This is a genomic window from Streptomyces sp. NPDC049970 (genome assembly GCF_040660235.1).
Taxonomy (GTDB): Bacteria; Actinomycetota; Actinomycetes; order Streptomycetales; family Streptomycetaceae; genus Streptomyces.
The window spans coordinates 96,588-112,959 of sequence record NZ_JBFALP010000010.1 but is presented as its reverse complement, the minus strand read 5'-3'; the positions used below and the strand labels follow the sequence as shown (position 1 = coordinate 112,959).

Below are 16,372 nucleotides of genomic sequence, written 5' to 3'. Positions count from 1 at the left end.
GGTAATTCTCGTATCTCGGAAGGGCGATGAGTCTTCGATGCTGGAACCGAGCGGTCGTCTCGTACGGCTTTCTCCCGCGAGCCTGGCCGGCCTTCGCCGGCGGACCGGCGACTACCCCGACCGGACGATCGCCGAGGCCTGTGCCATCGGGCTTGCGTACTGGGCGACGGGCCGGAGTCCCGACGGCATAGACCTCACCCCCGGCACGCTGTTCCCCGACGTACTCGGATGGGTCGACAACGGCGGTTCCGGGCACGGTGGCTGGGAGGTCGGTGCGGACGGCCGCAGCATCAGCGTCCCCGTGGGCACCGGACCGGCCGACGCGCAACTCGCGCTGGACGACCTCGCCGACTTCCCGGACCGGCCGCTCGGCAGCATCGGCCCGACCGGAGCGGCCGAGCGGGCGAAGGCCCTCGCCGGATGGAACGACACGTACGCCGACCGGGAGCGCCCGACCCTGGTGGAGATGTTCCTCGAGCAGGCGCGCGTCAGGCCCGACGCCGTCGCCGTCGTCGACGGGGACCTTTCGCTGACCTACCGTCAGACAGCGCAGTCGTCAGCACGGTTGGCCCATCATCTGATCGCGCGCGGGCTCACCGCCGAGCAGGTCGTCGGCATCTCGCTGAACCGCTCGGCCGACATGGTGATCGGGCTCCTCGGCGTCCTCCAGGCGGGGTGCGCCTTCGTGCCGCTCGACCCGCAGTGGCCGGCCGCGCGCCGTGCCGTCGTGATCGAGGACGCCCAGGTCGTGCTGCAGCTCAACGCGACGGGCGAGCACGACCCCGCCGAGCCGCAGGCGGTCGCGGTCGACCTCCGGGGCGGGGCGTACGGCTCGTACCCCGTCGAGGCCCCCGAGGTCACCGTCCACGGCGCGGCACTCGCCTACGTGATCTTCACGTCCGGTTCGACCGGCAGGCCCAAGGGCGCCATGATCCGGCACGAAGCCATCAGCGAACGCCTGTTGTGGCAGTCCCGCGAGATCCTGGGCTTCGGCCACGACGACGCCTCGCTGTTCAAGGCACCGCTGTCCTTCGACATCTCCGTCAACGAGATATTCCTGCCGCTGGTCACCGGCGGCCGACTGGTGGTCCTGCGGCCCGGCGGCGAACGCGACCCGCACCACCTGCTGAGCGTGATCGCGCGGCAGCGCGTCACCTTCACCTATCTGGTGTCCTCGATGCTGGACGTGCTCCTGGAGATCGCGGGTGACTCGGACCGGCTCGACAGCCTGCGGCACGTGTGGTGCGGCGGAGAGGTGCTGACCCCGGAGCTGTACGAACGCTTCCGCGACCGGCTCGACATCCCCATGTACCACGGCTACGGCCCGGCCGAGACGACGATCGGCGTCTCGCACGTGATCTACCGCGGCGAGGCCGAACGCCTGTCGACGTCCATCGGCAGGGCCAACCCCAACACCCAGCTGTACGTCCTGGACGACGAGCTGCGCCAGGTCCCGGTCGGCGTCGGCGGCGAGCTGTACGTGGGCGGCTTCCTCCTCGGACGCGGCTATGCCGGCGCGGCCGGACTGACGGCGTCCCGGTTCGTCGCCAACCCCTTCGCGGACGACGGCTCCCGGCTGTACCGGACCGGCGACCTCGCGCGCTACGCCCCGGACGGTTCGCTGGACTTCCTCGGCAGGGCCGACAACCAGATCAAGATCCGCGGGATGCGGCTGGAGATCGAGGACGTCGAGGCCGGGCTCGCGGAGCACCCCCGGGTGCGGCACACCTGCGTCGTGGCGAGGAAGAACACGGCCGGCGGCACCTACCTCGTCGGATACGTCATCCCCGCCGCGGGGAGCGAGGACCTGCGGGCGGACGAGGTCAGGGAGTGGGCCGCCGAACACATGGTGGAGTACATGGTGCCCACCCACCTCGTCGTGACGGAGGCCTTCCCGCTCACCGCGAACGGCAAGATCGACCGCGGCGCGCTGCCGGAGCCCGCGGCCGGAACGGGCCCGCTCGTCGCGCCCGCCACCGAGAACGAACGTGTCGTGTGCGCCGCGGTGGCCGCGCTGCTGCGGCTCGACGAGGTCGGCGCCGACCAGGACTTCTTCCGGCTCGGCGGTGACAGCATCCTGGCGATATCGCTGCTGAGCGCGCTGCGCGACGCGGGCCTCCACGTCACGGCACGGCAGATCTTCGGCAACAGCGTCCTTGGCGCCCTGGCCGCCGTGGCGAGCCGCGAGGACGCGAGCCCCGTGGGACACGGCGACGTGGCCACCGGGCCCGTCGTCGGCTCGCCCGTCGTCCAGTGGCTCGGCGAGACCACCGACACGATCGACGGCTTCGTGCAGTCGGTGGTACTGAACACCCCGGCGGAACTGACCGCCACGGCCCTCGACGGCATCCTCACCGCCCTGGTCGCACGGCACGACATGCTGCGCGCGAAGCTCGTGCGCGGTGACCGCTGGAGCTTCGACATCCCGCGGGCGGACGGAGCCGTCGCGGGGTGGCAGGAGAGCGACGAGCCGCTCGACGCGTGTGTCGCGCTCGCGACCGCCGCGCTCGACCCCGACAACGGCGTGATGCTGCGCGCGGTCCTGCGCCCCGAGGCACGGCAGCTGGTCGTGGTCGTCCACCACGTGGTGGTCGACGGCGTGTCCTGGCGGATCCTGATGGAGGACCTCGCCACGGCGTGGCGGCAGACCGCCGCGGGTGCGCCGATCGACCTGCCCCCCGTCGGCACGTCCTTCCGCCGCTGGACGCAGGTGCTGGCCGGGGCCGACTTCGACGCCGACCGCGCCTACTTCCGGCGTCCGCTGCCGGGCCCGGACGCACCGCTGGGCAGGCGCGCACTCTCCGAGGACGACACCGTCGCCCGTGAGCGGACCCGCACCGTCCAGGTCGGGGCCGGGACCACGTCCGCGCTGCTGGGCGAGATCCCCGCGAAGTTCCACGCGGGCGTCAACGACGTCCTGCTCACCGCGCTCGCCGTCGCCCTCGCCCGGTGGCGACGCGACCTCGGACAGGACCAGACGTTCGCGCACATCGAACTCGAAGGCCACGGCCGCGAAGGACGGTTCATTGCGGGAGACGCCGGATTCGAGCCGGAACTGTCGCGGACCGTGGGCTGGTTCACCACCCTCTTCCCGGTGACCGTCGACCCCGGTCCCGCGGCCGATCCCACGGCGCCCGAGTATCTGGCCGCCGCGCTCAAGGCCGTCAAGGACGACCTCGCACGGGTGCCGGGCAACGGCCTCCCCTACGGGGCCCTGCGCTACCTCGGCGGGGCCGGCTTCGAAGCCTCCGCACCCCAGGTGCTGTTCAACTACCTGGGCCGCTTCGACTCGGGAACGTCCGGCGACTGGCAGATCGCGGGCGCCACCGGACAACTGGGCGAGAAGCGCGACGCCAGGATGCGGCTGCCACGCGCCCTCGAGTTCAACGCGATCGCCGAACCCGCCCCGAACGGCGCGTACGAGCTCGTCACCACCATCTCCTGGCCGGACGGGATGTTCGCCGACGAGGACGTGGCCACCATCGGCGGCTACTACCGGGCGGCGCTCGCCGGGCTTGCCGCGCTCGACGAGGGGGGCCACTCTCCCAGCGACTTCGGCCTCGTCCCGCTCACCCAGGCCGATGTCGACGACCTGGACGGCCCCGCGCTGCTCGACGTGCTGCCGCTGACCCCGTTGCAGGAGGGCCTGTACTTCCACTCGGTCTTCGACGACGACTCGGCCGGCAGCTACGTCGAGCAGCAACTGCTCACCCTGGAAGGCGAGGTGGACGCCGGCCGGCTCGCTGCGGCGGCCACCCGGCTGCTCACGCTGTACCCCAACCTTGCCGCCCGTTTCGTGGCGCTCGCCGACGGCCGGGTGGTGTCCGTACTGGAGAGCGGGGTCCGGGCCCCGTTCACCACGCTGGACCGTCCAGGCATCACCGACGCCGAGATCCGCGACCACGCCGAACGGGACCGCCGCGCCGGATTCGACCTGGCCGCCGGGCCGCTGACGCGGTACACACTCGTCCGCGCGGGCTCGGGCCAGAACGTGCTCGTGCAGACCGTGCACCACATCGTCGCCGACGGCTGGTCCGTGCCGCCGATGCTGCGCGCCCTGCTGGCCGAGTACCACGCGCCGGGGACCGTGTACCCGATCGGCGGCTTCCGGGACTACGTCCGCCGGCTCGCCGCGAGCGACGACGAGGAGAGCGACCGGGTGTGGGCCGGCGAGCTCGCGGGGCTGCCGGGCCCCTCGCTCGTCGCCGAGGGGCACACCCCGTCGGACCGGTTCGCCGACACCGCCGAGGAGCCGGCGGACGACATCGACGCGGCCGTCCGTACGGCCGGGGTGCCGCTGAGCGTGGCCGTGCACAGCGCCTGGGCGCTGACGCTCGGCGGTCTCCTGCACGGCGGCGACGTGGTGTTCGGTTCGACGGTGTCCGGGCGCGACGCCGATGTGCCCGGCATCGGGGACATGGTGGGCCTGTTCATCAACACGATCCCCGTCCGGGCCAGGTGGGCGCCCACGACCACCGCGCGCGAACTGCTGGCCTCGGTCCACGAGCACCGGGACACGGTGCTGTCGCACCAGCACGTCTCCCTGGCGCGGATCGGCCGCGGGGCCGGTGTCGGGGCGCTGTTCGACACCCTGGTGGTGTTCGACGTCGCGACCGACGTGGCCGGACTGCGCCGGCCCGGCGACGAGGTGGCCGTGACCGGCATCGTGAACGAGGGCGCCCCGCACTACCCGCTGACACTGGTGGTCGAACGCACCCCGGACGGCCGTCCGCGCTTCAACCTGATCTACGACGCCGAGCGGCTCGGGGAGACCGGCGCCCGGACGATCCTGCGCACGTTCACCCGGACCCTCACCGGCGTGCTCACCCGGCCGGACACCCCCGTCGGTGAACTCGGGCGCGAGGCCGCCGGAACCCCCGTGCGGATCACCCCCACGACCCTGGGCGCCCTGTTCGACGCCGCGGCGGAACGCGACCCGGCCGCCACCGCGGTCACCCGGTGCGCCCTCGACGGCGGTACCGAATCACTGACGTACGGCGAACTGGCGGCCGCCAAGAACGCCCTGGCCGCGACACTGCGCGCGGCCGGAGCCGGGCCCGGCGGACGCGTCGCCGTCGCCGTCCCGCGGTCCCTGGAACAGGTCGCCGCCCTGGTGGCGATCGTCAGCACCGGCGCGGCCTACGTGCCGCTGGACCTGGCGTACCCGGACGAACGGCTGGAGTACGTGCTGGCCGACGCGGCCCCGGAGGTCGTTCTCGTCGGCCGCGGCGAGCGGGACCGCTTCGAGCGCCTGCTGGACCGGCCTGGCGCCGTCGCGGCACGCGTGCTCGTCATGGGCGACGAACCGCCCGAGGAACAGGCCGCCCGGGCGACGGCCCCGGCCGGGACCGACTGGCACCGACCCGCGTACGTGATCTACACCTCCGGATCGACCGGCAGGCCCAAGGGCGTCGTCGTCCCGCACTCCGCCGTGGTGACACTGCTGGCCAACACCCGGCCCGCCATGGACTTCGGGCCACGGGACGTGTGGGTCCAGTTCCACTCCTACTCCTTCGACTTCGCCGTCTGGGAACTGTGGGGCGCGCTGGCCCACGGCGGTGAACTGCTGGTGCCGGAGTACGGCCTGACCCGCTCCCCGGTCGACTTCCACCGGCTGGTCCGCGAGCGCGGAGTGACCGTGCTCAACCAGACCCCGTCCGCCTTCCACCAGTTCATCGAGGCCGACCGCAACGCCGACGAGCCCGTCACCACCCTGCGCCGGATCATCTTCGGAGGCGAGGCGCTCGACCCCGAGCGGCTGCGCCCCTGGGCCGAGCGGCACGGCACCGCCTCGCCCGAGCTGGTCAACATGTACGGCATCACCGAGACCACCGTCCACGTCACACACCGCGTACTCACCGACGCCGACCTCCTCGACGGGGTCAGCCCGATCGGCGGCCCGATCCCCGGCCTGGCCGTCCACCTCCTCGACGACCGGCTCCGCCCGGTGCCACCGGGCCGGGTGGGCGCCGTCTACGTCGCCGGTGACCAGGTGTCCCTCGGCTACCTGGGCAGGCCGGGGCTGACGGCGGGCCGGTTCGTCGCCGACCCGTTCGCCGGCGACGGCTCCCGGATGTACCACACCGGCGATCTCGCCCGCCGCACGCTCGACGGCGAGCTGGAGTTCGTCGGCCGCGCCGACGACCAGGTACAGCTGAAGGGCTTCCGTATCGAGCTCGGCGAGGTCGAGGCCGCCGTCAGGCAGCTCGACGGCGTCGTCGACGCGGCGGTCACCGTGGCCGACGGCGGCGACCACCTCGTCGCCCACGTCGTGGGACGCGTGCCCGGCGATCTCACCGCCCTCCTGTCCGCGAGGCTGCCCGCGCACATGGTGCCGGGGCGGGTGCTGCCGGTGGACGCCCTCCCGCTGACCGTCAACGGCAAGCTGGACCGCAGGGCCCTGACCGAGGGAGCGGCGCGTGACGAGGCCCCCGCAGCCGTGGTCGGTGCCGCTCTCGCCGAGCTGGTCGGCGTCTTCGCCGACGCGCTGCCCGGATCCGTCGCCGTCGACGCGGACACCGACTTCTTCGCGGCGGGCGGCGACAGCATCGTCGCCATCACCGTGATCAACCGGGCCAGGGCGCTCGGCCTGCCCGTCGCGCCGCGGGACGTCTTCCTCCTCAGGACACCGCGCGCGCTCGCCGCGCACCTGGAGGCGGCAACCCCGCCCACCGGCGCTCCCGCACCCGCCCCCCGTGAGGACGGCCCGCTGCCTGCGACGCCGATCATCCTCCGCCGGCGCGAACTCGGAGGATCGCTGAGCCGGTTCGTCCAGGCCAGGACGCTGACCGCACCCGAGGGCACCGGCTTCGCCGACGCCGAGCGCGCCGCGAACGCGGTCGTGGCCGCGCACCCGGTCCTGCGGCTGCGCCTCCGCGCCGAGCACGGGGTGTGGGCGCTGCGCACCGAACCCGCCCGCGCGGTCACCGTGGTCCGCACGGACGGGGCCGACGCGTCGGCCGCGGCCGACGCGGCCGCCGGACGGCTCGATCCCGGATCGGGCGACGTCGTGGCCTTCTCGTGGCTGGAGGAGAGCCGGACCCTGGTGGTCACCGTGCACCACCTCGCCGTGGACGCGGTGTCCTGGCTGATCCTGCTGGACGACCTGGCAGCCGCCATGCGCGGCACCGCCCTCGCCGCGCCCACCACGTCCTACGCCGAGTACGCCGAAGCGCTGAACCACTCCTCCGCCCAGGTCATCGGCGATCTCGGGCACTGGATCACGACCCTCGCAGCCCCCGCGCCGCTGCCCGACGCCACCGGGCTGCGCGAGACCACCGTCGTCCTCGCACCCGAAGTGAGCGACCGGGTGACGCGCACCGCGCCCGCCGCACTCGGTGTCGGCCTCACCGAGCTGCTCTGCGGAGCGCTCAGGGTCGCGCTGACCCACGTCCAGGAGTCGCCCACCGACCTGGCGGTCGACCTGGAACGGCACGGCCGGGTCCCTGCGCGGGAACACCACGACTACACGCGTACGGTCGGCTGGTTCACCTCCATCGCGCCCGTACGCCTCACCGCGCACACCGACCCCGTCGCCGCGGCGCGCGAGATCGCCGAACGCCAGCCGGACGAGAGCGGGCACGTCGCCTACGGGCAGCTGCGCTATCTGAACCCGCAGACCGCCCCCCTGCTGAGCGGCCACCCGCAGGTGCTGTTCAACTACCTCGGCCGGGGCGGTGAGTCCCAGGCCCCGCGCCTCGACGACGGCGGCCAAGGCGGCAGTCCGTACGCCGTCGAGGTCAACGCGTGGACCGACGACGCCACCGGGAGCCTGCACGCTGCCTTCACCCTCGCCGACGGCGTCCCCGACGAGGTGACCGGCCACTGGCGCGGCGCACTGGAACGCGTCGCGGACGCCGCCACGACGGCCGAGCGCACCGCACCCGTCACCCCGCTCCAGCGGGGGCTGTACTTCCAGGCCCAGCTTGCGGGCCCGGCCGGACACTACGTCGCGCAGAGCTACTTCACCTTCGACCGGCGCCTCGACACCGGCGCCCTGGCCGAGGCGATGGCCCACGTCATCGCCAGACACCCGGTCGTCGGCGCGGGGTTCACCACCGACGACGACGGCAACCCGGTCCAGGTGCTGAAAGCCGGCCGACGGGTCGCCGTCCGCACGGTCGACCTGGCGACCGAGGCCGAGGCCGACGCCCTGCGGGCGGCCGACCGGGACACGGGATTCGACCCGGGCGAGCCGCCGCTGATCCGCCTGACCGTGGTGCGCCTGCCCGACGGCCGTGACGGCCTGCTGCTCAGCTACCACCTGCTGCTGTGGGACGGCTGGTCGCGCGAGATCCTGCTCCGGGACCTGTTCGAGGCCTACCGGGCCGTCGTCGAGGGCGAGCCCCTGACCGCGGCCCCGGCGAGCCCCGCCTTCGAGGACTACGCCCGCGGACTCGACGCCAGGGACCCCGCCGTCCCCGAACGCTTCTGGGCCGGCCACCTGTCCGGGCTCACCGGACCCACTCTGCTCGCGGGACCCCGTCCGTCGTTCTCGGACGAACTGCCGCGCGCGCTCGTCCACCAGCTCTCCGCGGAGCGGTCCCGGGCACTGAGGGAGGCGGCCAGGGCACACGGGGTCACGCTGAACTCGGTCCTGACCGGCGCGCTCGGCCTCCTGCTGGGCGCGCACACCGGCCGGAGCGACGCCGTCTTCGGCGTCACCGTCTCCGGCCGCGAGGGCGAGGGCCTGTCCGGCATCGTCGGTGTGCTGCTCAACACCGTCCCCATGTGGACGAGGGCACGGCCCGGCGACTCGGTGGGGGAGTACCTCTCGGCCGTCCAGACGGCCAGGGTCGAGGCGATGGAGCACGAGTACCTGGGGCTCGGCGAGATCCAGCGGGCGAGCGGCCACGACACCCTTTTCGACAACCTGTTCGTACTCCAGAACTTCCTCGACATGGACGCGTTCGCCGAGATGAACGCCAGGCACGGCATCACCTCGGTGAAGGCCGACGACTCCACGCACTATCCGTTCACCTGGGTCGTCACGCCGGGCGACCGGCTCACGATCAAGTTGGAGCACCGGGGCGACGATCCCGCGCACGCCCGCCGTCTGCTCGACGACTACGTACGGGTGCTCGGGGACCTGGCCGGGGCCACGGGGCCGGTCGGCGCGCTCCCGGGGCTCGGGTCCGACCCCGGGGCCTCCGTGCGCACGGGCATCGGCACGGACACCGTCGTCGACCGGTTCGACCGGGCGGCGGACCAGGACCCGCGGCGGGTCGCGCTCGTCGCGCACGGCTGCACCATGACCTTCGCGCAACTCCGGGACCGCAGCCGCGCGGTGGCGGGTGTCCTCGCCGGGCGCGGCATCGGCCCGGAGACCACGGTGGGCCTCGCGATCCCCCGCTCACCCGACTGGATCGTCGCCCTGTTCGCCGTGCTGCGGGTCGGCGCCGCCTACGTGCCGCTGGAACTCGACCACCCCGACGAGCGGATCGCCGCCATCGTCGACGACGCCCGTCCGGAGCTGATCCTCACGGTGAGCGCGGTGTCCCCCCGGCTGACCGGCGAACTGGTCGAGCTGGACCGGCCGCTGCCGGAGGCCGAACCCTTCGTGACGTACGCGCCGGACGACCCGGACCGGCTGCGCCATCCCGCGTACACGATCTACACCTCCGGATCGACCGGGAAGCCCAAGGGCGTGGTGACCGAGTACGCGGGGCTCACCAACATGCTGATCAACCATCAGCGGCGGATCTTCGAGCCCGTACTCGCGCGGCACGGCCACCGGGTGTTCCGGATCGCGCACACCGTGTCCTTCGCCTTCGACATGTCGTGGGAGGAGCTGCTCTGGCTCGCCGACGGCCACGAGGTGCACATCTGCGACGAGGAACTGCGCCGCGACGCGCCCCGCCTCGTCGAGTACTGCCTGGAGCACGGCATCGACGTCGTCAACGTGACCCCGACCTACGCCCAGCAACTGGTCGCCGAGGGGCTGCTCGACGACCCCGCACGACGGCCCGCGCTGGTACTGCTGGGCGGTGAGGCCGTCACCCCCGCGCTGTGGCACCGGCTCGCCGAGACCGAGGGCACGGTCGGCTACAACCTCTACGGGCCCACCGAGTACACCATCAACACCCTGGGCGTCGGCACCTTCGAATGCCAGGACCCGGTGGTGGGCGTCGCGATCGACAACACCGACGTGTACGTCCTGGACCCGTGGCTGCGGCCCCTGCCGGACGGCGTCCCCGGTGAGCTGTACGTGGCGGGCGTCGGAATCGCGCGCGGCTACCTCGGACAGCCCGCACAGAGCGCGCACCGGTTCGTCGCGTGCCCGTACGGCGCGCCCGGGGAACGCATGTACCGCACCGGCGACCTGGTGGTCCGGCGGCCGGACGGGAACCTGACGTACCTGGGCCGCACCGACCAGCAGGTGAAGATCCGCGGCCACCGGGTCGAGCTCGGAGAGGTCGAGGCCGCGTTCGCGGCCCACCCCGCGGTGCGGTTCGCCGCCGCGGTCGCCCAGCCCGACCCGCAGGTCGACGGTGCGTACCGGCTGGCCGCCTACCTCGTGCTGGCCGCCGGCGCCGACCTAGCGGCGGTCGCCGCCGAGGCCGGTGCCGGACTGCCCGACTTCCTGCGCCCGACGCACTACGCCCAGGTCGACGGCATACCGCTGACCGTGAACGGGAAGGCCGACACGAAGGCGCTTCCCGAGGCCAGGCCACTGGGCGTGCTGACCACCGGAGGCGAGCGCCGCCCCGAGACCGGGACGGAGACCCTGGTGTGCGAGTTCTTCGCCGAGGCCCTGGACCTGGACGACGACGAGGTGAGCGCGGTCAGCGACTTCGTCTCCCTGGGAGGACACTCCATGGTGGCGGTCCGCCTGGTCGGCCTGCTCCGGCGGGAGTTCGGCCCCGTACTCACCATCCGCGACCTGCTCACCCTGCGAACCCCGGAAGCGATTGCCCACCACCTCGATGACAACTGACACGCAGCGGCCCCGCCCGGGGTCCGACATCCTCAGGACCGCCCTGCGCCGCAACGTCGGCGCCATGACCTGGGGCACCGTCCTCATGGGCCTGTACCAGGCCGGCGAGACCGCCTTCCCCATCGCCCTCGGCCTGATCGTCGAGCACACCATGCAGGACCGGAACCTCGGCTCGCTCGGCCTCTCGATCGCCGCGCTCGCCGTGATCATCACGACCGTCTCGCTGTCCTGGCGGTTCGGGATGCGCGTCCTGCAGAAGGCCAACACCACGGAGGCACACCGCTGGCGGGTGCGGGTCGCCTCCTGCGGACTCCAACCGGTGGCCAGGGACGTCGACCTGAAGTCCGGCGAGGTGCTCACGGTCGCCACCGAGGACGCCGACCAGACGGCGGACATCATCGAGGTGGTCCCGCTGCTGATCAGCTCGCTGGTCGCCGTGGTGGTCGCGGCTGCCGCGCTGGGCCTCGCCGATCCGCGCCTCGGCCTGCTGGTGATCGCCGGAACGGTGGCGATCCTGACCGTCCTCAGCGTGATGTCCCGGCGCATCGGCTCCAGCACCCGGGAACAGCAGGCCCGAGTGGCACGGGCGGGCGCCAAGGTCGCCGACCTGATCACCGGGCTGCGCCCGCTGCACGGATTCGGCGGCAACCACGCGGCGTTCCTCTCCTACCGCGCGGTCAGCACCGAGGCACGACGGCAGGCGGTCACCGTCGCCAGGGTGAACGGCGTGTACGCGGGCACCGCCCTGGCGCTCAACGCCGCCCTCGCAGCCGTGGTCACGCTGACGGCCGGACTGCTCGCCTTCGACGGCCGCATCACCATCGGCGAGCTCGTCATGGCGGTCGGGCTCGCCCAGTTCATCATGGAGCCGCTCAAGACGTTCTCCGAGATGCCCAAGTACGTGATGATGGCGCGCGCCTCGGCCGAGCGGATGGCGCTGGTGCTCACCGCACCGCCGGTCACGACCCCCGGTCCCGAACGCCCGGCCGCCGGCGGAGACCTGGAGGTCGACGGTGTCGGGTACGGCACCCTGAGCAAGCTCACGTTCCGTGTGCGCGCGGGGGAGTTCGTGGCGGTCACCGCCTACCGGCCGCGCGCCGCAGCCGACCTCGCCTCGGTCCTGGCCGTGAACACCCCGCCCCACGCCCACGAGGGAGAGGTGCGCCTGGGCGGCCGTAAGCTCTCGGACCTGTCCGTCGAGGCGGTCCGGGAGCACATGCTGGTCAACCCGTACGACGCCGAGGTCTTCGCGGGCACCCTCCGCACTAACATCGACCCCTCGGGCACCAGCCGCACGGTCCCCGAGGCCGTGGAGGCGTCCATGCTCACCGATGTCGTCGCCCTCCACAGCGCGGGACTCGACCACGGCGTCCGCGACCGCGGGGCCAACCTCTCCGGTGGACAGCGGCAGCGGCTCTCCCTGGCCCGCGCCCTGGCCGCCGACGCCGACGTCCTGGTGCTGCACGACCCCACCACAGCCGTCGACGCGGTCACCGAACAGCTCATCTCCCGCAACATCGCCAAGCTGCGCCGCGGCCGGACCACCGTCGTGCTCACCAGCAGCCCGGCCCTCCTCGACGCGGCCGACCGCGTGCTCGTCCTGGACGACGGCGCGATCACCGCCGAGGACACCCACCGCAACCTGCTGGCCACCGACGAGGCCTACTGCCGCGCCGTGGCACGTTGACCCCCCGCCGCCGGTCAGCCGGCGGCGGGCGCGTGCCCCTCCGGCGCGAGGTGGCGCCAGAGGAAGGTGTGCACCAGCGCGCTGTCGTGCGCGGACTGCTCGTTGTCGGCGGCGCCCGCGTGGCCGCCGCCGAGGTTCTCGTGGAACAGGACGGGGAGGCCGAGCTCACGCAGTCGTGCGGCCGTCTTCCTGGCATGGCCGGGGTGGACGCGGTCGTCGCGGGTGGAGGTCGTCAGAAGGACGGGCGGGCAGGGCCGGTCCGCCGTCAGCCGGTGGTAGGGCGAGATCTCCCGCAGGTGGACGCGGTCGGTCGCGTCGTCGGGGTCGCCGTACTCCGCGATCCAGGACGCGCCCGCGAGGAGCTTGTGGAAGCGCAGCATGTCCAGCAGCGGTACCTCGGCGACGACGGCCCCGAACAGCTCGGGGTACCGGGTGATCATCGCACCCATGAGCAGTCCGCCGTTGCTACCGCCCCTGGCTCCGAGCATCGCGGGTGTGGTGACGCCCCGGGTGACGAGGTCGGAGGCGACGGCCGCGAAGTCCTCGAAGGCGCGGTGCCGGTCCGCGCCGAGCGCTGCCCGGTGCCAGTCCGGTCCGTACTCGCCGCCGCCCCGGATGTTCGCGATCACGTACGTGCCGCCGCGCTCCAGCCACGCCCGGCCCGTCACCGCGCCGTAGAAGGGCGTGAGGGACTCCTCGAACCCGCCGTACCCGTAGAGCAGGGCGGGTCCGGGGCGGGAGGCGCCGGGGCCGATGACGAAGTACGGCACCCGGGTGCCGTCGAGCGAGGTCGCGAAGTGCTGGGCCACCTCCAGGCCGGTCGCGTCGAAGCGTGCCGGGGCCTGCTTGAGGATCTCCGTCCCGGCCCCGGTCTCGCTGCGGTAGAGCGTGGAGGGCTGGAGGAATCCCGACACGTCGAGGAAGAACTCGTCGGAGACGTCCGGGGCCGTGTCCACCACGGTCGCGTCGGACAGGGCCGGGACGTCGGCCAGCGGACTGCGTGCCCATGCGCCGTCCGAGGCGGGGGTGAGCACCTCGATACGGGTGCTCACGTCGCGCATCGTCGTCAGGATCAGGTGGTGGCGGGTCCACGCGTGCCCGGCCAGGGCCGTCCGCTCGTCCGGGGTGAACAGCACCTGGGCGGTGCGGTCGCCCGCGAGGAACGCGTCGAAGCCGAACGCCAGCAGGGAGCCCGCCGGGCGGCCGAGCCAGGCGGACTTCAGGGTGACGACGAGGTGGCCGCGATGGGCGTAGGCGTCGCAGTCGTCGGGAACGCCGATCCTGACGAGCGCGCCGTCGGGGCCCAGGAGGTACAGCTCGCTGTGGTGGAAGTCCATCGTCCGGACGACGAAGTCCCGTTCGTAGCCGGGGGTGCTGTCGTGCCAGCCCCCGGCCGACACGTCCCCCGTCTCCCCTTCGAAGACGACGGGGGCCTCGTCGAGCGGTGTGCCGCGCCGCCATCTGCGTACCGTGCGCGGGTAGCCGGAGTCGGTCAGCGACCCGGGTCCGGTGTCCGTGCCCACGAGGACGGTGTCGGCGTCGACCCATCCGATCCGTGTCTTGGCCTCCTCGACCCGGAAACCCTCCTCGACGAACTCCAGGCAGCCGAGGTCGAACTCGCGCACGACCACGGCGTCACCGCCGTCGCGCGACAGGCGCAGCAGCGCGCGGCCGTGGTCCGGTTCGCGCACCCGCGCCCCGGCCCACACCCACTTCTCGCCCTCGGCCGCGGCGAGCGCGTCCAGGTCGAGAAGCACCTCCCACTCGGGTGTGTCCTTGCGGTACTGCTCCAGCGTCGTACGCCGCCACACACCGCGCACACGCGTGGCGTCCCGCCAGAAGTTGTAGAGGTACGCCCCGCGCCTGACGGTGTACGGGATGCGGTCGGAGGCGTCCAGCACCTCGCGCAGCCTCGTCCGCAGTGACGCGAAGCCGTCTCCGACGGCCAGCGCCGCCTCGGTCTCGGCGTTCCGCCGGGCCACCCACGCGAGAGCGGGCTCCCCCTCGATGTCTTCCAGCCACAGATACGGGTCCTCATCAGTCACACGCCTCATTGTCCAGGCGCGGGACCGGGCGCGGGACCACTTCCGCCCGCTTCCCACGGGTCATGACGGCAGGGGCCGGTCCAGTGCCCAGGCGACGTCCCTGAGCAGGGCGTGCCGCCAGCCCGCCCGGTCGTGCTCCGACGGTGACCGGGAGATCCTGACACTCGCCCCGGCCCGGGCGGCCAGCGTCTCGACCTGCTCGCAGTGGGGCAGCATCCGCTTCTCGTGTTCCCCCACGTCGAACGCGACCCGGAGGCCCGTGAGATCGGCGCCCTCCCGGAGGCGGGCGGCGACGGCGCCCCCGACCGGCCCGGCCAGCGGATCCGGCAGGTCCATGGCTCCGGGGGTCCACCAGAACGACGCCGACTGGCAGGCGACCCCGGACACCAGGTCCGGGAACTCCAGGGCCGCGTACATCGCGCTCAGCCCGCCGAGGCTCTGCCCGGCGACCACCAGCCTCCCCGGGTCGGCCGGTACGCCGGATTCCGCCACCAGCGGCAGCAGTTCGTCCCGAACCGCCTCCCACAGCCCTGGATCGCACCCGAACTCGGCCCGCCTGTCCCCGGCCGGCAGGAAGACGAGTGTGACGGGGGGCATCCCGCCCTCGGCGACGGCCGCCTCGAAGGCGGTCATCGCCGGGTGCAGGTACAGCCAGTCGTCCCCGTCGAGCAGCAGGACGACCGGCCCCCCGCCGCCCACCGGGTGGACCCGGACCGTGCGCCGCCCGCCGAGCCGCCCACTGGCCCAGCGGAGCCGGGTGCGCGGGAGGGGCAGGACGTCGTCGGCGCCGATGTCGGGCCAGTGCGGCTGGGCCGGGGTGTCGGGGGTCGCGGCGACGGACCGGTCGCCGCCGGCCCCGGCGGGGTTGAGCGGGTCCGCGTACGCCCCGTCCTCGGTGAGGAACCGGTAGGTCACCCGCAGCCGGGCGGGCATGCGCACCTGGGCGTACCAACAGTCGGTGTCGGCCCACCGGCGCAGGGGCACCGGATCGGACCAGCTCTCGAAACCGACGCTCGCGGCCGGGCCCCGCCGGAGGAAGAGGGCCACCCAGCCGCCGTCCTCGGCACGCAGGTACGCGGGTGTGCGCGCCGTCGCCCAGAACGCCTCGGCGCCCGGCTCACCCGGCAGCCCGAACTCGGTGAAGGAGTGTTCCGTGCCGGCCGTGGTGCCGGAGGCGGATCCGGTCATGACCGGGCGGCGACGTGGTGGCCCATGGCCCGGACACTCTCGTCCACGGACACGTAAGTGCCGTACTCGCCGGGGATCCGCACGGTGACCGGGCGCATGAACATCTCCTTGTGAGGGGGGAGTCGAAGGGCTAGGCTCGCTTTGATTAGGCGAGCCTAACCTAATCGTCAACTCGCTGGCCCTTCCGCTTCCCCGTCGCGGTCGCCCAGTGCCGTCCAGCGGTCCAGAGGAGCCCCACCATGAGCACCAACCCCTTCGACGACGCCGAAGGCCGTTTCCTCGTCCTGGTGAACGACGAGGGCCAGCACTCGCTCTGGCCCTCCTTCGCCGAGGTGCCGGGAGGATGGGCGATCGTCCTGGGTGAGAGCACCCGTGAGGCCTGCGTGGACTTCGTCGACGCCAACTGGACCGACCTGCGCCCCCGGTCGCTCGCGGCGGTCACGGACGCCTGACGCCCCACCCGGCGTGCCGGACGGGATCGGACCCCGCCCCGGCGCCGGGAACGCGTTCGGGGGG

Annotated in this window: 5 protein-coding genes; 3 read left to right on the top strand and 2 right to left on the bottom strand. The window is 73.1% G+C overall.

From position 1 onward, the window contains the following. Window positions 1-37: 37 nt before the first annotated feature. Both AB0I83_RS19485 and AB0I83_RS19480 read left to right on the top strand, forming a co-directional pair. Window positions 38-10,936, top strand: a complete 10,899-nt coding sequence (locus AB0I83_RS19485) for an amino acid adenylation domain-containing protein (RefSeq protein WP_363305469.1) — start codon at window positions 38-40, stop codon at window positions 10,934-10,936. Then, window positions 10,926-12,623 carry an ABC transporter ATP-binding protein gene (locus tag AB0I83_RS19480; RefSeq protein ID WP_363305468.1) on the top strand — a complete coding sequence of 566 codons (1,698 nt, stop codon included), beginning with the start codon at window positions 10,926-10,928 and terminating at the stop codon, window positions 12,621-12,623. Before AB0I83_RS19485 ends, AB0I83_RS19480 begins: the two co-directional genes overlap by 11 nt. A gap of 14 nt (window positions 12,624-12,637) precedes the next feature. Here AB0I83_RS19480 and AB0I83_RS19475 read toward each other — a convergent pair whose 3' ends face one another. Together AB0I83_RS19475 and AB0I83_RS19470 are read right to left on the bottom strand one after the other, a co-directional pair. After that, window positions 12,638-14,677 (bottom strand): prolyl oligopeptidase family serine peptidase, encoded by a 2,040-nt coding sequence (locus AB0I83_RS19475; RefSeq protein ID WP_363305467.1) that lies wholly within the window; start codon window positions 14,675-14,677, stop codon window positions 12,638-12,640. A 51-nt stretch (window positions 14,678-14,728) separates the two neighbouring features. Beyond that, window positions 14,729-15,856, bottom strand: a complete 1,128-nt coding sequence (locus tag AB0I83_RS19470; RefSeq protein ID WP_363305466.1) for an alpha/beta hydrolase-fold protein — start codon at window positions 15,854-15,856, stop codon at window positions 14,729-14,731. Between the two features lie 239 nt (window positions 15,857-16,095). Between AB0I83_RS19470 and AB0I83_RS19465 the strand changes: the two genes are divergently transcribed. Continuing rightward, entirely contained in the window at window positions 16,096-16,308 is a 213-nt protein-coding gene (locus AB0I83_RS19465; RefSeq protein WP_363305465.1) for an MbtH family protein, read from the top strand. Window positions 16,309-16,372 lie beyond the last annotated feature (64 nt).